The sequence below is a fragment of the Methylobacterium sp. TK31 genome (assembly GCF_055361545.1).
Genome location: NZ_CM143964.1, coordinates 4,876,645 through 4,892,007 on the forward strand (window position 1 = coordinate 4,876,645; position 15,363 = coordinate 4,892,007).

The following is a 15,363-nucleotide window of genomic DNA, read 5'->3' on the forward strand; positions in this document are numbered from 1 at the left end:
GCGGGTCCCTCAGGGCGGGTCGTCCCGTCCGGTTCCAAGAGTCTAGCACGCCGGCGCGCACGAGGCGCCGGCCGATCGTCGGGGTGCCCTGGCGTCGGCGCGTCGACCGGTCCATGATCGCGCCGACAGGGAGCGAGGCGCGGGTCATGAACACTCCCCTGCACCAGGACGAGACCCGCCGGTTCGCGCGGGCGCAGCTGCGCGGGCAGATGCTGGACTGGCTGCTCGCCGGCACCCGGGGCGAGCGCTACCTCGACGACATCTTCGTCGCGTTCTGCCGGCGCCTGCGCGCGGCGGGCGTGCCGGTCGCGCGGGGCACGATCCACCTGCGGACGCACCACCCGCTCTGGCTTGGGACCCGCATCCTCTGGCGCACCGGCGCCGAGTCGGCGGAGCTGCAGAACGTCGAGTACGGCATCGTCGACACCGACCAGTACAAGCTGAGCCCGGCCGCCGAGATCCTCAACGGGGCGGAGCAGGTGCGCAAGCGCCTCGACGAGCCGGAGCAGCCGGAGACCGATTACGGCATCTACGGCGACCTGCGCGCGGAGGGCCTGACCGACTACGTCGCCTGGCCGCTGCACTACACCCTCGGCAAGCGCCACATCGTCACCTTCTCGGCCGACCGGCCCGGCGGGTTCGCGCCCGACGACCTCGACCTCCTGGCCTCGCTCCTGCCGGCCCTGTCGGTGGTGACCGAGGTCCGCCACAAGAACCGCCTGACCCGCCTGCTGCTCGACACCTATGTCGGCCCGCATGCCAGCGAGATGATCCTCAACGGGGCGACCCGGCGCGGCAGCGGCGTCACCGTCGAGGCCGCCATCATGGTCATCGACCTGCGCGGCTTCACCGAGATCTCCGAGCTGTGGCCGCGCGACGACGTGATCGCCCTGCTCAACGACTATTTCGACGCGATCTCCCTGCCGATCGAGCGGCAGGGCGGCGAGATCCTGAAGTTCATGGGCGACGGCCTGCTGGCGATCTTCCACCTCGAGACGCCGGCCGCCTGCACCGCGGCGCAGTCGGCCGCCTGGGAGGCGCGTGCCGCCATGCGGACGCTGAACGCGGACCGGGCCGCGCGCGGGCTGCCGCGCCTCGGCTACGGAATCGGCGTCAATGTCGGCGCGGTGATGTACGGCAATATCGGGTCGCGCTCGCGCCTGGACTTCACGATCATCGGGCCCGCCGTGAACGTGGCGGCCCGGCTGGAGAGCCTGACCAAGGTCCTCGACGTCAGCGTGCTGTTCTCGGGCGCCTTCGCGGCGCGGTCCGGCGACGGGCACCGGCTCGTCCGGCTCGGAACCTTCCCCCTGCGCGGGGTCGGCGACCCCCTGGAGGTGCTGGCCTTCCCGGACGACGAGCCCGAGGCGGGGACCTGACGCCGAGGGACCAGGCCGGAAACGACGAAGGCCAGCCTCGCGGCTGGCCTCCCGGATGGTCGAAGCGGGTTCGAGGCCGCTGCTTACTCGGCGGCGCTCATCTCGGGCGAGAAGTGGCCGCACCAGTCGGCGGAGCCGACCACAGGCCAGAGGCCGTGATCCGACGGACCCGGCTGGCTGATCGGCGGGTTGAACCGGCACAGGCCCTCGTCGGCCGACGCTGCGGCGCCGTTGACCTTGTGCTCGTCGAAGAACTTGCAGCTCTCGCACTTCGCGTTCGCCATGTCCGTGATCTCCATCCTGCGCGGCTTCCGCGCCGCCCGTAGTTACGAATTAGAACAGGTCCAATGTACCAGTCAACCGCGATTTCGGCGGTGGGTTCCCATTCGCGTGTGCCGCGCACCCCAAAAGTTGTCACTAGCGCTGGGAAGGGTGCCACCTAAGGGAAGGTACATTTGCCACCCGAGCGAATGGCTATGATCGTCTTGAGCCGCGTGCCGCCGAAGTTTCCCTTCCGCCGCGTTGACGCACCTTCGCCGAGCGCGGACTCCTACCGGACGCGAAGGCCCTGACGGTGAAGACCTTCCAAGCCGGGGGCGAGGCGCGGACCTTCGCTTACTCAGCCAAGGACGGCTTCCTCGAAAGCCTCGGCAAGATTCCGGAGCCGCATGCCTGGAAACGCGCACGGCAGGCTGCGGGCTCTCCCACCAGCCTCGACGTCGGGGCCGGTTGACGGGACTTTGCCCCCTGTGGCTGGAGCGGTTCCCGAAGCGCACGTCGGACTTCCTTGTCCCGAACCACGGCCGTCACTGGGCCGCCAGGGGGACCCTGGCATCACGTGCTGGTGCTTCGTGGACGCCGCCTTCGACTGGAGGCAGCCCCCATCCCTTCACCAGCCCGTAGACGGCGGGGATCACAACCAGCGTGAGCACGGTCGAGGAGACCATGCCGCCGATCATCGGCACGGCGATGCGCTGCATGACCTCGGAACCGGAGCCTGTGCTCCAAAGGATGGGAAGCAGCCCCGCCATGATGGCCACCACCGTCATCATCTTGGGCCGCACCCGCTCGACCGCCCCGACCATGATGGCCCGCCGCAGGTCGTCCCGCGACAGGGGCCGCCCCTCCCGGCCGCACTCGGCCCGGACCTCCGCGAGCGCATGGTCGAGGTAGACCAGCATGATCACGCCGGTCTCGGCGGCGACCCCGGCCAGGGCGATGAAGCCCACGGCGACGGCCACCGACAGGTTGAAGCCGAGCCACCACATCAGCCAGACGCCGCCGACCAGTGCGAAGGGGAGCGACAGCATCACGATGAGGGTCTCGGTCAGCCGGCGGAAGTTCAGGTAGAGGAGCAGGAACACGGTCAGGAGCGTGAGGGGCACCACGACCTTGAGCCGTGCCGTCGCACGGTCGAGGTACTCGACCTGTCCGCTCCACTGGAGCGTGGTCCCAGGCGGCAGGCGCGCCTCGCTTGCCACCGCCGACCGCGCCTCGGCGACGTAGCCGCCGAGGTCACGTCCGGAGACGTCGACGTAGATGAAGACCGCGAGCTGGCCGTTCTCGGTGCGGATCTGGGTCGGGCCCCGGGTCAGCGCGACCTTGGCGACCTCGCCCAGCGGCACCGTGCCGCCGCCCGCAATCGGCACCTGCACCTCGGTCGCGATGGATTGCGGGCTCGACCGGAAGGCCCGGGGATAGCGCACGTTGACGGAGTAGCGCTCGCGGCCCTCGACCGTGTTCGTCACGCTGTCGCCGCCAAGTGCCATGGCGATGACGTCCTGCACGTCCCCGACCGTCAGGCCGTAGCGGCCCAGGGCCTCCCGATCCGGGGTGATGTCGAGGAAGTACCCGCCCTGCACGCGCTCGGCGTAGGCGCTCGCCGACCCGGGCACGGCCTTGATCACCGCCTCGACCTGGCGCGCGGCCTTCTCCATCTCGGCGAGGTCGGTCCCGAGCACCTTGATGCCGACGGGCGTGCGGATGCCAGTGGCGAGCATGTCGATGCGGGCGCGGATCGGCTGCGTCCAGGCATTCGACACCCCAGGGAACTGGAGGGCCTGGTCCATCTCGGCCCTTAGGCTGGCGAGCGTCACGCCCGGGCGCCACTCCGCCTTCGGCCTCAGGTTGACGATGGTCTCGAACATCTCACTCGGCGCCGGGTCCGTGGCCGTGTTGGCCCGCCCCGCCTTGCCGTAGACCGAAGCCACCTCGGGGAATGACTTGATGATGCGGTCTTGGGTCGCGAGCAGGTCGCCGGCCTTGGTCACCGAGATGCCCGGCAACGTGGTCGGCATGTACATCAGCGTGCCCTCGTCGAGGTCGGGCATGAACTCGGACCCGAGCTGCCGGGCCGGCCAGACAGAGGCGGCGAGCACGCCGAACGCGATCAGGATGGTCAGGACGCGTGCCCGCAGCACGCCGGCGATGACGGGACGGTAGAGCCAGATGAGGAGCCGGTTCACCGGGTTGCGGTGCTCGGGCACGATGCGGCCGCGCACGAACAGCACCATCAGGGCCGGGACGAGGGTCACCGACAGCAGCGCGGCCGCCGCCATCGCGAAGGTCTTCGTATAGGCGAGCGGCCCGAACAGCCGCCCTTCCTGGCTCTCCAGGGTGAAGATGGGCAGGAAGCTGACCGTGATGATGAGCAGCGAGAAGAACAGCGAGGGACCGACCTCGCTCGCCGCCTCGACCAGGACCTCGACCCGGGGCTTGCCCGGGTTCGCCCGCTCCAGGTGCTTGTGGGCGTTCTCGATCATGACGATGGCGGCGTCGATCATGGCGCCGACCGCGATGGCGATGCCGCCCAGGCTCATGATGTTGGCACCCAACCCCAACGCCTTCATGCCGGCGAACGCCATGAGGATGCCGACCGGCAGCATCAGGATGGCGACCAGCGCGCTGCGGACGTGCAGCAGGAAGACGACGCAGACGAGGGCGACGATGGCGCTCTCCTCGATCAGGGTGCCCTTGAGCGTCTCGATGGCGGCCTCGATGAGGTGCGAGCGGTCGTAGACCGGCAGGATCTCGGTGCCCTTGGGCAGGCTGGCGGCGACGTCGGCGAGACGCGCCTTGGCGCTCGCGACGACGTCGAGGGCGTTGGCCCCGAAGCGCTGAAGGATGATGCCGCCGGCGACCTCGCCCTCGCCGTTCATCTCGGTGATGCCGCGGCGCTCGTCCGGGCCGAGCTCGACCCGGGCGACATCCTTCACCCGTAGCGGTGTGCCACCCTCGGACTTGAGGACGATGCTCTCGATGTCGGCAACGCTCTTGAGATAGCCGCGACCCCGGACCACGAACTCGAACTCGGAGAGTTCGACCGTGCGACCGCCGACGTCTGCGTTGCTCGACCGGATCGCGTCCCTCAGCCTCGACAGGGTGATGCCCTGGGCGCGAAGGCGGCTTGGGTCGACGACCACGTTGTACTGCTTGACGAAGCCGCCGACGCCCGCGACCTCGGCCACGCCCTCGGCGCGGGACGCCCCGAAGCGGACGACCCAGTCCTGGAGCGACCGGAGCTCGGCGAGCGTGCGCTCCTTCGCGACCACGACGTACTGGTAGACCCAGCCGACGCCCGTCGCGTCGGGGCCCAGCGTCGGGGTCACCCCCGCCGGCAGGCGCCTGGCCGCCGTGTTGAGGTATTCGAGCACCCGGCTGCGGGCCCAGTACGGGTCGGTGCCGTCCTCGAAGATGACGTAGACGAACGAGACCCCGAAGAACGAGAAGCCCCGCACGACCTTCGACCGTGGCACCGTGAGCATCGCGGTGGTCAGCGGGTAGGTGACCTGGTCCTCGATCACCTGCGGGGCCTGGCCCGGATACTCGGTGTAGACGATGGTCTGGACGTCCGAGAGGTCGGGGATGGCGTCGAGCGGCAACGTGCGCAGGGCATAGAGCCCGGCCCCCACCGCGAACACCGTCCCGATCAGCACCAGCACCAGATTCCGGGCCGACCAGCCGATGAGGCGGGCGATCATGGCGCCCTCCCGTCGGCCGCCACCTGCGGACCCGGGGCGGCCTTCGGCTCGGAGAGGCCCTGCAGCGCCGCCTTGAGGTTGCTCTCGGCGTCGATGAGGAAATTGGCGGCGGTTACCACCCGGTCGCCGGCCGCGATGCCGTCCCGGATCTCGACGTAGCCGTCGCCGCGGACGCCGAGCTTGACCGGCCGCGGTTCGAACCGGCCTTCGCCCCTGTCGACCAGGACGACCTGCTTGGTTCCGGTGTCGATGACGGCGCCGTCGGGGACGGCGACCACGGGCTTGGCGTTCCCGGTTGCGATTTCGACGTCGCCGTACATCCCGGGCCGCAGGTCGCCATTGGGGTTCGTCAACTCGATGCGCAGGCGGGCCGTGCGCGTACCCATGGCGAGGTGCGGGTAGATCCGGGTGACGGTTCCGCTGAAGGTGCGGTCGGGGAACGTCCGGGTGCGCACGGTCGCCTCCTGCCCTTCGGCCACGGACGCCAGATCGCGTTCGGTCACGTCGACGAGCATCCACACCCGCGAGTGGTCCACGAGCTTGAACAACGTGTCGCCGGACTTGGCGCGCATCCCGTCGGAGACGTTGCGCTCGACCACGACGCCGTCGCGCGGGGCCGACCACGTGATGGTCGATGGCACCTTCCGGATGCGCTCGATCTCGTCGATGGCCTCTGGCGGGATGCCGAGGTTCGCCAGGCGCCGGCGGGCGCCCTCGTAGCCGATGCCAGTAAGGTACTGCGCGGCGGCCGCGTTCATCTCGGGCGAGAACAGGCGCATGAGCGGCTGCCCCTTGTGGACGTGGTCGCCGGTGGTGACGGCCTCGACCTTCTCGATGAAGGCGTCGGTGCGCATCGAGATGACCGAGATGCGGCGCTCGTCCTCCTCGATGGAGCCCGGTGCGCGCACCGGCATGGACAGGACGCGCCGTGCCGCGACCTCCGTCCGGACGCCCGTGCGCTGGACCTTGCCCGGCGAGAGGGTCACGGTGCCGCCGTCGGTGTCCTCGCCCTCGTAGACGGGAATGTAGTCCATCCCCATCGAGTCCTTCTTGGGCGTCGCCGACGTATCCGGCAGCCCCATCGGGTTGCGGTAGTAGCGGATGCGCCGAGCGGTCGCGCCGAGCTTCGGGTCGGAGGCCTTGGCCATGTCGTGCGAGGCCATCCCGTGCCCGGCCATGACGGAGGGGCTGGCCTCGTCCTCGTCCGCGGTGTCGAAGCGCGTGTCCTCGCTCGCGCGGACGGCGCGGAACTCGCGGCCGTCATCGGTGGCCATCGGCGAGAGCGAATAGACGGGCTTCCCGTCCGGGTCCTGGTAGTAGACCACCGGCCCGGACGCCTTGGCGGGCGCCGGGGCCTGGGTGGACGCCGAGACGGACGGAGCCCACTTGGCGAGCTCCGTCCGGGCACGCTCGACGAGCGCCGGCACGGGATCGGTCCCGTGCCCCGCGACGTAGCCGGCGCCCCCCGCTGCGAGCGCGGCGAGGGTCCCGGCGAACCAGGCCGCCCGGCTCACTTGACGGCCTTGAAGACCAGCTTGTCCTCGACCGTGCCGGTCTCGCCCTGGACCTTGGCCCCGAGCGACAGGCGCCAGCCGCCGGCCATCGTCAGCTTCGCCTTGAAGCGGTAGACGCCCGGCTCGGTCGTGGGGAGCTGCTCGATCTTCGAGGTCATCTCGTCCATGCTGTCCGGGGCCATGTCGATGCGCTTGGCGAAGATCACGGCGTCGGGCACGGGCTTGCCGCTGCGCTTGTCGAGGAGGCGCACCGAGAGGACGGCCTCGCCGACCTTGGCCTCCTGCTGGACGAGCTCGAAGTGGTAGTCCTTGATGTCGGCAAGGGCCGGCAGTGCGTTCGCCGACAGGGCGGCGCCGAGCAGCGCCGCCGAAACGGCGCGCGAAAAGGTCTTCTGGGTCACGGGTGTCGTCTCCTGAACGAGATGGCGGACCGCACGTGGACGTGCGGCGTCGTGCCGGCGCTCACGCCGGCGGCATCGGGTTCAGGCTCGGGGGGGCTCGGGCAGCGGCGTCCCGTGCACGCTGGCGAAAGACGCGGAGGCGGGCCATGCTAGGCTCGCCCGCATCCCGACAGGAGCCGGGATCGGGAGTGTGGCGGGCGGCAGCGACGCCATGCTCGCGAGGCACAGGGCCATCAGCGGGCATCCCTTGGCGCAGTCGGGCTTCCCGGCATTTTCCTTCGGACAGCAGGGCATGTCGTCCATGGCCATATCGGCCATGTCCACTGCACCCATGTCCATCGCGCCCATGTCGGCATGGTCCATGACCATGCCATGATGCTGGCCGGCAGGGGGCGAGGAGGCGACCCGAGCCGCCATGGACGCGTGCATGCCCGCAGTGGCCGCGGGAGCGGTCACCGGCGTCAGGGCGAGGCTGAGGACCGCAAGGAGCGGCAACAGTCGCCTAAGGGCAAGCCAAAGGGTCACGACGTCAGGATGCCAAATTTTGCGTTCGGGCGAAAGCCTGGTCCGACTTCCGCGAACGATGCAGGGGCAGGATGATCACACGCGCCCGTCAGGCGGGCACGGTCGGAAATCCGGCGGCGGTGATGGCACCGGCGATCCGCGTGGCCGGCCCGGCCTCATCGGACACGGTCACGAGTTTGGTGCCCAGGTCCACCTCGACCCGGGCATTCGGCTCGACGGCCGGGACGGCTCTGGTGACGGACTTCGCGCAGCCTCCGCACCCCATCTTTTCTACCTTGAAGCTGACCATGACGCTTTCCTTCCGATAACGTCCCAACCAGATGGGACTTCCCATGGTGGGAAGGTCAAGGGTCACCGGTCCGGTCGCGTTCGCGGGTCCTCGCCATGCCGCCGACCTGCGCGATCCGACGAGGCAATGCACGCGCAAGCGCTGTGCGCCGGTAGGGCGTCAACTTCCGCCACTCCCGGATCTCCGGCACCGTACGGCCACAGCCCAGGCACCAGCCGGTCCGCCCGTCGAACTCGCAGATCGAGATGCAAGGGTCATCCTTAGCCATGGTAGGCACCTTCGTAGTCGTCGGGGCATCGTCACCCTAGTCATATGTAGGGTACCCCCCTATGTTACCAGCAGTGAGGGTAGGAGATCCCATGGCCCACACCATCAAGGACAAGTCGAAGCTCCTGGCCCGCGTGCGTCGGATCAAGGGCCAGGCCGAGGCCGTCGAGCGGGCCCTGGAGGCGGAGCTCGGCTGCGCCGACGTGCTGATGCTGGTCGCCTCGATGCGCGGCGCCGTGAACGGCCTGACCGCGGAATTGGTCGAGGACCACATCCGCCATCACGTCGTGAACCCGGACAACGAAGCCGATGCCGACCGCGCCCGGGGTGCGGCCGAGCTGATCGAGGTCGTCCGCACCTACCTGAAATGACGAAGGCCACCCGATGACCCCGTTGACTGACCTGCTCCAGCAGGGGACCGCGCATGCCTGGCTGTTCGTACCCAGCGCGATCCTGCTCGGCGCCCTTCACGGGCTGGAGCCCGGCCACTCGAAGACGATGATGGCCGCCTTCATCATCGCGGTGCGCGGGACGGTCGCACAGGCGGTCCTGCTCGGCCTGGCGGCGACCCTCTCGCATACCGCCGTCGTCTGGCTGATCGCGCTCGGGGGGCAGTACCTCGGCCAGGAATGGGGCACGGAGGCGAGCGAGCCCTACTTCCAGCTTGCCTCCGCCCTCCTTATCGTCGGCATCGCCGCCTGGATGGCTTGGCGGACGTGGCGCGAGCAGCATGACGAGCATGGTCACCACCATCACGGCGAGGCGGTGAAGCACGTCACCACGCGCGCCGGCCTGCTGACGCTGGAGGTCTTCGAGGACGGCGTGCCGCCGCGATGGCGCGTCCGTGCCGAGCGCGGGCTTTTACCGGACGCGAAGGCCCTGACCGTCGAGACCATCCGGGAAGGCGGGAAAGCCGACGCGTTCTCCTTCGCCGACCGGGGCGGCTACCTTGAGAGCCTTGAGGAGATCCCGGAGCCGCATGCGTTCACCGCGCGCCTACGACTCGACGGTCCGGTCGGCATCGAGACCCACGAGATCGGCTTCGAGGAGCATGACCACGACCACATGAACCTTGGCGACGAGGACGATGCGCATGCGCGCGCCCACGCCGACGATATCCGCCGGCGCTTCGCGGGCCGCAGCGTGACCACAGGCCAGATCGTCATGTTCGGCCTGACCGGCGGCCTCATCCCGTGTCCGGCCGCCATCACCGTGCTGCTGCTGTGCATACAGCTGAAGCAGTTGAGCCTGGGCTTCGTTCTCGTGGTGTGCTTCAGCATCGGCTTGGCGGTCACGATGGTGTCGGCCGGTGTCCTTGCAGCTCTCAGCGTGAAGCATGTGGCCAGCCGCTGGTCCGGGTTCGGCGCATTCGCACGTCGGGCACCGTACGCCTCCGCCGCCCTGATCGTGCTGGTCGGCCTCTATACCGGCTGGCTCGGGTGGGATGGCATTCGGCACGGACATCGGGATCATGCCGCCCAAGCCAAGCATGCCATGGTCGCGAAGGTTCGATGACCGCGGCGGTAGCGTCGGTCCTCCGCCTCGGTGATTGCGTCGAAGCCCTTGGCCGGCAACTGGCGCCCTTCGGTTCACAGCCGCCGCTACGGATTCGGCGCACACGGTTATGGAAACCCTGGCCCGTTCGACCACTCATGGGAACCGGCTGATCATACGGCAAAATCCGGGACGCTTGCCCGCTTTACCGAGCGTAGCGTCCCTCCCGCCAAGCCGAACCGCCACGCTCGGGCGTCGATCGTATGAAGAATTCGTTAGGAGCCATTCAGGCTTGGTTTGCCAGAACCTCCCGAGCATTCTGCCAAAATTGCCTGGGTGGATACAGGGTTTAACGGAGGTCCGAGACGAGCATGGCAGCTGGCAGCACCCACGAGACCGCGACGCTCATGCATCCGGATTCCACCCGCGAAACGATGGAGCCGAACGCCTCCGCGCGGGGAATACCCGAGGCCGTTCGCGTGCATCTCGGGTCAGAGCTCCAGGCGTTTTATGCCGCCTTCCTCGCGGAGCCGCAGCCCGATGCCCTTCTCGACCTGATCGCGAAGCTAGGGTCGGGTCCCGTACCAGCCGCCGCAGGCTCGGAAGACAAGTTCCGCGCCGAGCTCCTGGCCGCGCTGCCGGGCCTGCGGGCCTTCGCGGTCTCGCTCGCCATCAACCAGACGACGGCCGATGACCTCGTCCAGGAGACACTGCTGAAGGCCTGGGCCAACCGGCACCGCTTCGAGCCCGGCAGCAACCTGAAGGCTTGGGCCTGCACCATCCTGCGCAACCAGTTCTACACCGAGTGCCGCAAGCGCAGGCGCGAGGTCGAGGATGCGGACGGCGTCCAGGCGGGGATGATCACCACGCCGGCCGCGCAAGAGGCCAGCAGCGACCTGCGCCGGGTCTGGCAGTATCTCGGCAAGCTCCCGGCCTCGCAGCGCGAGGCGCTGGTGCTCGTAGGCGCGCAGGGGATGACCTACGAGGCCGCCGCCGAGCTGATCGGCTGCCAGGTCGGCACCATGAAGAGCCGCGTCAGCAGAGCTCGGACGCTGCTTGCCGGGCTGCTCGGTGTCGAGGACGACCGAAGTTTGGCTTGAGGCGTCCAGCAAAACTAAAAGTCCGCCGCGGCGCGTGCCGGGCGGACTTCGTGACCTCACCGAGATGACGCAGGTCTCAGTCGATGACCTCGACGATGCGGCGGCTGCGGTCGACCAGCACCGGGCGGTCGTTCACCACGGTGTAGCGGTAGCCCGGACGGGCCCGGTAGTCGTCGGGCACGTCGTAGTAGGTCACCTCGTCGTCGGGCAGCACGGTGCCGACCTGGACGGGGCCGCCCCAGCTGTAGGAGCGCACGCCGCGCTCGCGCACATAGGAGCGGAAGCGGGGACGGTCGTCGATGCCAAGGATACCGCCGACCGTACCGGTGGCGGCTCCGACGGCCCCACCGACGATGCCGCCGATGGGACCGGCCGCATCGGCGCCGCGCTCGGCGCCCTCGGCGGCCCCGCGCAGCGTGCCCTGTGCCTGGGCCCCCATCGGAAGGGCGAGCATCCCGGTCGCCGCGAGGGCGAGAAGAAGCTTGTTCGTCATGATGATATCTCCTGGAGCGTCAGCGGGCCGGTGGCTCAGTTGCAGCCTTCCTTGTGGACGGTCTTGGAGTTGCCCATACCGTCCTCCTTGTGGACGGTCTTCGAGCCGCAATCGACGCTGCCGGTGGTGACCTCACGGCGCTCGACCACGCCTTCGCGGCGCTCGACGGATACGCCCGGGGCGCTGTCGCGGCGGATGACGGTGGTGTCCTCTGCGGACGCCGGCGCGGCGAAGCCGGCCAGGGAAACGGCGAGGAAGCCGAGGGCAATTGGCTTGCGCATGGTGAGCTCCTTTGTGCCGACGGGCTGCCCGTCAGCGTCTGGCCCAGGAATGACGAAGTCGGAAGAACGGTTGCGCCGCGGATCCATTCCGGTGTTCGACCGGACCACCGACTTCCCGAGCGTCCCGGTTGCTTTCCCTCGCCGCTGGAGGGCCCTGTGACGCCTATTCGGTATCCGCGTCGTCCCGTTCGTCGCCGGTATCCGTGTCCAGCCCTGGCTGGTCCAGGGCGGGGGCCGGCCCAGGCCCGGAGAGGCTAGCGGGGGCCAGGCTGCGTCGTCCCGGTCGGGATGGCATCATCGCCGCGCCGGACGCGACGATGCCGGCCATGGCCCGAAGGTCGTCGGGTTGCGAGGGGTCCTGGGCCACGCCCTCGGCCTCGGATTGGAGGCGCAGGTTGCACGCCTTCGACGGCAGGCCGCCGTCCGGCGTACAGGCATCATGATGGGCGCATGCCTCATCAAGGGCATCGGTGGGAGCGAGCGGCGCGTTGTTGCCCGGGCCGCAGTAATTGCCGTGGAGAAGCGCCTTCGGAGTCGTACCGGCCAGGGCGGCTGGCGCGCAAATGGCGGCAAGGAGCACGGCCGCGGCCGCAGGTCCGGATAATCTCATGAGGTCACCTCGGTTCGATCCCGCGTAGCGCGGGATACGCGTCCCGGTGTCGTCAGGACGGGCTTCGATAATGCCAGGCACGCTCGGAGCGTTCCTCCGCCGGTCCGAGCGGACAGGGAGCAGGAATGCGGATACGGGACAGCGCGGGTCCCTTAGGCACGATACGGGACCATATCCCCGTCGAAATGGAACGGATTTGCCGGCATCGTCGTTGCCTTGCCTTCCTCGATACGGACGGCCTTCGGCCGAACGGTCCCGGGGGCGGGTCCATGCTGAACGACCGATGCTTTTGCGTGATGCTGGAGACCTGCGACGGACGGCGGGTCCTGCGGGCGTCGACCGAGCGCGAGGCGGCGCTCATGGCTGAGTCCGTGCTGCGTCGGTACGAGGGCAATGCGATGACGGTCGGCTTCAGCGTCGAGGGACCGAACCCGGGCGGCACCCGCCGCATCGCCTTCTACCTCACCGACGTCGCCCTCGAACTCGAACTCGCCTGAGGGACGGGAGCGCCGAAGCGCTCCCGTGGTTCGTGATCAGCGCTTGAACTTGCCGTCGTACTTGAACTCGGGAGCAGACTTCAGGGCATCCTTGCTGGCGTTCACGGACGCCTTCCACTTCTTGGCGCCGGTGTCGTAGGTCAGCGCCACCGAGGACGGATCGACCACGACGTAGCGCTCACCCATGCCGAGAAAGCCACCGACCGACATGACGTAGCCGGCGAGCTTGCCTTTCTCGATCACGAGATCCTTGATCTCGCCGACGTTGGCATTGGTGCCGTCGACGACGTTGAGGCCGATGAGGTTGTAGCTCAGCACGGCGTCCTGAGGGACGGGGGCGAACTTGACGGTGGCCGGGGGCGCGGGAGCCTCGTCCTTGGCGAGGACGGGGCCGGTCAGGGCGGTGACGGCGGTGAGGGCGAGAACGAGGCGACGCATAGAGAACTCCTGTGTCCCGGAACGGGGCTCGGTAATGGTCGGCCGCGACAAACCGTTCCGCCTTACCGCAGGACTTTCGTCCTCGGAACGGGATCGCACGTGTCGCCGTTCCTGGGCCCCGTGACCGCTCCGGTTACGGCCAGGGAACCTCGCCATGAGCAGCACCAGCGACAAGATCAAGGGTCTCGCCAACGAGGCCGCCGGCAACGTCAAGCAGGGCATCGGAAACGCCACCGACAACGAAAAGCTGAAGGCGGAAGGCCAGGCTCAGGAGCTGAAGGGCGACGCCCAGAAAACTGCCGGCGACGTGAAGGACGGCGCCAAGCACCTCGCCGACAAGGTCACCGGCAAGAACTGACCCGTTAGGGGAAAGCCACGCCCCATTCCCGTTGGCATTCGTCGGCGAACTACGTTGGACGATCCGGCGACCGGCCATGCCGTAGCTACAGCGGCGGCTCGCGGCGATGAAGCTGCGGGCCTTGTGCTGGTTATTCTTCGTTATTCACAGAGCTCTGTCGTTAACATGCCGTTCATTTAGACGCTTTGCTTACAAAACTTGCAAAAATTGGGAACGGTATTTTCGGGATCTCCGTTTGTTGCTCCGTACAGCTTGATGCAGTCGGAGAAAACCATGTTGAAGCATATTCGCGTCGCTGCCCTCACCGCCACCTTCGTGATCGGCGGTGCGGCCATGGCCCTGGCGCAGTCCTCCTCGACCGTCGGAACGGGCGGCTCCTCCGCCGGCGGCGGCACCAGTTCGTCGACGGTCGGCACGGGCGGTTCGTCGGCAGGCACGGGGAGCGGCTCGGGCTCGTCCTCGACGGTGGGCACCGGTGGCTCGTCCGCAGGCGGTGGCAAGAGCTCTTCGACGGTCGGCACGGGCGGTTCGTCGGCTGGCACGGGCAGCGGCTCCGGCTCGACCGTGGGCACCGGTGGCTCGACGGCCGGCAAGGGCACCAGCGGCTCTTCGATGGGCACCGGCGGCTCGTCTTCTGGTATGTCTGACGGCGCCGGCAAGTCGGGCAGCGCCCCGGGCCACGACAAGAGCGGCCCGGGCAATTCGGAGAACGCGCCAGGCCACAACAAGCGCTGAGGCTTGCTGAGCCTGGGACTTATTGGGGGCGGCTCGTCGGAGCCGTCCCCGACTTCTTTCCAAGGGGAGTTGCACCATGGCGCGCCTGATCCTGCCGCTTCTCGGCGGCGCCCTCATCCTTGCCGGAACTTCCGTGAGCCAAGCCCAGACCAGCACCGTGACAGCGGGGCCGAATGGCGTCTCGGGCAGCACGACGGTCACCACGGGGCCGAACGGCAAGCCCTGCAAGGTTGTCCACTCAGACGGCCGTGCGCACGACGGCTCGGTGTCGAGTTCGGTCACAGCCGGACCTGACGGCGTACATAGCTCCTCCACGGGAGAAAGCTCGGTGACGACCCGGTCGGCCGACGGATCGAGCAGCAGCTCGGCTTCGAGCTCGGGCAATGGCACTACCATGACCACCACGGGTGACGGCGACTGCGTCGTCACTGCTCCCAAGAACAGGAAGTGAGGCCCAGATGACCACGAAGATCCTTCCCGCCCTGGCGACCCTTGGCCTGCTTCTCGCTCCCACGCTTGCTCAGGCTCAGGCCCGAGGCAGCGCCACGGGCGGAAGCGCCGGCTCGGCTGCGGTCGGCGGTACCTCCGCCTCGACCGTTGGCACCGGCGGCACGTCCACGGGGGCAAACGGCGCCAGCGGCTCCTCTCTCGCGACCGGGGGAAGCGCGGCGGGCGGCAAGACCATGGACCGCTCCCACGTCAACGCGACAGGGAACGGCGGGCTGAATGGACAAGCCAAGGCCATGTCCCATGATGGCGGGACCTTTTCGAAATCGCAGACGAAGACCAAGGTCCGCGACGGCGAGAGCGTCGAGTCCCGCACCAAGACCATGTCGCATGAGCCGGGTTCGAAGCCGGTGAAGTCGATGACAACGACCGGCTCGACCGTCGGACAATAAGGCCTCGGGTCCCGTTCGATACGGCGACCGAAAGCCCTTCGGGGTTACCCTGGCGAGACCCGCCCCATCGTGGGGTGGGCTTTTGCCGGGACTGAACAGGACG

General features: G+C 68.6%; 21 protein-coding genes. 10 read left to right on the plus strand and 11 right to left on the minus strand.

Going from position 1 to position 15,363, the window contains the following annotated elements:
- Positions 1 to 146: 146 nt before the first annotated feature.
- Positions 147 to 1,379 carry an adenylate/guanylate cyclase domain-containing protein gene (locus ACXJY8_RS22790; protein ID WP_463774216.1) on the plus strand — a complete coding sequence of 411 codons (1,233 nt, stop codon included), beginning with the start codon at positions 147 to 149 and terminating at the stop codon, positions 1,377 to 1,379.
- 83 nt (positions 1,380 to 1,462) lie between these two features.
- Here ACXJY8_RS22790 and ACXJY8_RS22795 read toward each other — a convergent pair whose 3' ends face one another.
- Positions 1,463 to 1,663 (minus strand): hypothetical protein, encoded by a 201-nt coding sequence (locus ACXJY8_RS22795; RefSeq protein WP_056477376.1) that lies wholly within the window; start codon positions 1,661 to 1,663, stop codon positions 1,463 to 1,465.
- A 290-nt stretch (positions 1,664 to 1,953) separates the two neighbouring features.
- Here ACXJY8_RS22795 and ACXJY8_RS22800 point away from each other — a divergent pair, with 290 nt between their 5' ends.
- Positions 1,954 to 2,112, plus strand: coding sequence for a hypothetical protein (locus ACXJY8_RS22800; RefSeq protein WP_463774218.1), 159 nt, complete (start codon positions 1,954 to 1,956; stop codon positions 2,110 to 2,112).
- A 73-nt stretch (positions 2,113 to 2,185) separates the two neighbouring features.
- Here ACXJY8_RS22800 and ACXJY8_RS22805 read toward each other — a convergent pair whose 3' ends face one another.
- The 6 genes from ACXJY8_RS22805 to ACXJY8_RS22830 all read right to left on the minus strand — a co-directional run bounded on the left by ACXJY8_RS22805 (position 2,186) and on the right by ACXJY8_RS22830 (position 8,356).
- Positions 2,186 to 5,359, minus strand: coding sequence for an efflux RND transporter permease subunit (locus tag ACXJY8_RS22805; RefSeq protein WP_463774220.1), 3,174 nt, complete (start codon positions 5,357 to 5,359; stop codon positions 2,186 to 2,188).
- Complete coding sequence (locus ACXJY8_RS22810; RefSeq protein ID WP_463774223.1) at positions 5,356 to 6,873, minus strand: efflux RND transporter periplasmic adaptor subunit; 1,518 nt, start codon at positions 6,871 to 6,873, stop codon at positions 5,356 to 5,358. The genes ACXJY8_RS22805 and ACXJY8_RS22810 overlap by 4 nt, the downstream gene beginning before the upstream one ends.
- Entirely contained in the window at positions 6,870 to 7,274 is a 405-nt protein-coding gene (locus ACXJY8_RS22815; protein ID WP_463774228.1) for a FixH family protein, read from the minus strand. The genes ACXJY8_RS22810 and ACXJY8_RS22815 overlap by 4 nt, the downstream gene beginning before the upstream one ends.
- Positions 7,275 to 7,355: 81 nt before the next feature.
- Positions 7,356 to 7,799 (minus strand): hypothetical protein, encoded by a 444-nt coding sequence (locus ACXJY8_RS22820; protein ID WP_463774230.1) that lies wholly within the window; start codon positions 7,797 to 7,799, stop codon positions 7,356 to 7,358.
- 88 nt (positions 7,800 to 7,887) lie between these two features.
- Positions 7,888 to 8,088 carry a heavy-metal-associated domain-containing protein gene (locus ACXJY8_RS22825; RefSeq protein WP_463774234.1) on the minus strand — a complete coding sequence of 67 codons (201 nt, stop codon included), beginning with the start codon at positions 8,086 to 8,088 and terminating at the stop codon, positions 7,888 to 7,890.
- A gap of 55 nt (positions 8,089 to 8,143) precedes the next feature.
- On the minus strand, positions 8,144 to 8,356 hold the full coding sequence (locus ACXJY8_RS22830; protein WP_463774236.1) for a DUF1289 domain-containing protein: 213 nt from the start codon (positions 8,354 to 8,356) through the stop codon (positions 8,144 to 8,146).
- A 91-nt stretch (positions 8,357 to 8,447) separates the two neighbouring features.
- Between ACXJY8_RS22830 and ACXJY8_RS22835 the strand changes: the two genes are divergently transcribed.
- The 3 genes from ACXJY8_RS22835 (at position 8,448) to ACXJY8_RS22845 (ending at position 10,949) form a co-directional block, all read left to right on the plus strand.
- Positions 8,448 to 8,726, plus strand: a complete 279-nt coding sequence (locus ACXJY8_RS22835) for a metal/formaldehyde-sensitive transcriptional repressor (RefSeq protein WP_463774239.1) — start codon at positions 8,448 to 8,450, stop codon at positions 8,724 to 8,726.
- 13 nt (positions 8,727 to 8,739) lie between these two features.
- Positions 8,740 to 9,870 (plus strand): nickel/cobalt efflux transporter, encoded by a 1,131-nt coding sequence (locus tag ACXJY8_RS22840; RefSeq protein WP_463774241.1) that lies wholly within the window; start codon positions 8,740 to 8,742, stop codon positions 9,868 to 9,870.
- A gap of 413 nt (positions 9,871 to 10,283) precedes the next feature.
- Positions 10,284 to 10,949 carry a sigma-70 family RNA polymerase sigma factor gene (locus tag ACXJY8_RS22845; RefSeq protein WP_463780916.1) on the plus strand — a complete coding sequence of 222 codons (666 nt, stop codon included), beginning with the start codon at positions 10,284 to 10,286 and terminating at the stop codon, positions 10,947 to 10,949.
- Between the two features lie 76 nt (positions 10,950 to 11,025).
- Here the strand turns inward: ACXJY8_RS22845 and ACXJY8_RS22850 are convergent, their stop codons facing one another.
- From ACXJY8_RS22850 to ACXJY8_RS22860, 3 genes are all read right to left on the minus strand, one after another.
- Positions 11,026 to 11,442 carry a DUF1236 domain-containing protein gene (locus ACXJY8_RS22850; RefSeq protein ID WP_463774245.1) on the minus strand — a complete coding sequence of 139 codons (417 nt, stop codon included), beginning with the start codon at positions 11,440 to 11,442 and terminating at the stop codon, positions 11,026 to 11,028.
- Positions 11,443 to 11,477: 35 nt separating this feature from the next.
- Positions 11,478 to 11,723, minus strand: coding sequence for a hypothetical protein (locus tag ACXJY8_RS22855; protein WP_463774248.1), 246 nt, complete (start codon positions 11,721 to 11,723; stop codon positions 11,478 to 11,480).
- 163 nt (positions 11,724 to 11,886) lie between these two features.
- Positions 11,887 to 12,333 (minus strand): phospholipase A2 family protein, encoded by a 447-nt coding sequence (locus ACXJY8_RS22860; RefSeq protein WP_463780920.1) that lies wholly within the window; start codon positions 12,331 to 12,333, stop codon positions 11,887 to 11,889.
- 269 nt (positions 12,334 to 12,602) lie between these two features.
- On the opposite strand from ACXJY8_RS22860, the gene ACXJY8_RS22865 reads away from it, so the two are divergent.
- Positions 12,603 to 12,830: a hypothetical protein gene (locus ACXJY8_RS22865; RefSeq protein ID WP_463774251.1), complete on the plus strand. Its 228-nt coding sequence runs from the start codon at positions 12,603 to 12,605 to the stop codon at positions 12,828 to 12,830.
- 36 nt (positions 12,831 to 12,866) lie between these two features.
- Here the strand turns inward: ACXJY8_RS22865 and ACXJY8_RS22870 are convergent, their stop codons facing one another.
- On the minus strand, positions 12,867 to 13,268 hold the full coding sequence (locus ACXJY8_RS22870; protein WP_463774255.1) for a PRC-barrel domain-containing protein: 402 nt from the start codon (positions 13,266 to 13,268) through the stop codon (positions 12,867 to 12,869).
- Between the two features lie 154 nt (positions 13,269 to 13,422).
- Here ACXJY8_RS22870 and ACXJY8_RS22875 point away from each other — a divergent pair, with 154 nt between their 5' ends.
- The 4 genes from ACXJY8_RS22875 (at position 13,423) to ACXJY8_RS22890 (ending at position 15,260) form a co-directional block, all read left to right on the plus strand.
- Entirely contained in the window at positions 13,423 to 13,626 is a 204-nt protein-coding gene (locus tag ACXJY8_RS22875) for a CsbD family protein (RefSeq protein WP_463774257.1), read from the plus strand.
- Between the two features lie 273 nt (positions 13,627 to 13,899).
- On the plus strand, positions 13,900 to 14,361 hold the full coding sequence (locus ACXJY8_RS22880; protein ID WP_463774259.1) for a hypothetical protein: 462 nt from the start codon (positions 13,900 to 13,902) through the stop codon (positions 14,359 to 14,361).
- Between the two features lie 76 nt (positions 14,362 to 14,437).
- The gene (locus tag ACXJY8_RS22885) at positions 14,438 to 14,812 is read left to right on the plus strand and encodes a glycosyl hydrolase (RefSeq protein ID WP_463774261.1); all 375 of its coding nucleotides are present in this window, start codon (positions 14,438 to 14,440) and stop codon (positions 14,810 to 14,812) included.
- 7 nt (positions 14,813 to 14,819) lie between these two features.
- Positions 14,820 to 15,260, plus strand: a complete 441-nt coding sequence (locus ACXJY8_RS22890; RefSeq protein WP_463774265.1) for a hypothetical protein — start codon at positions 14,820 to 14,822, stop codon at positions 15,258 to 15,260.
- The last annotated feature ends 103 nt before the right edge of the window (positions 15,261 to 15,363 follow it).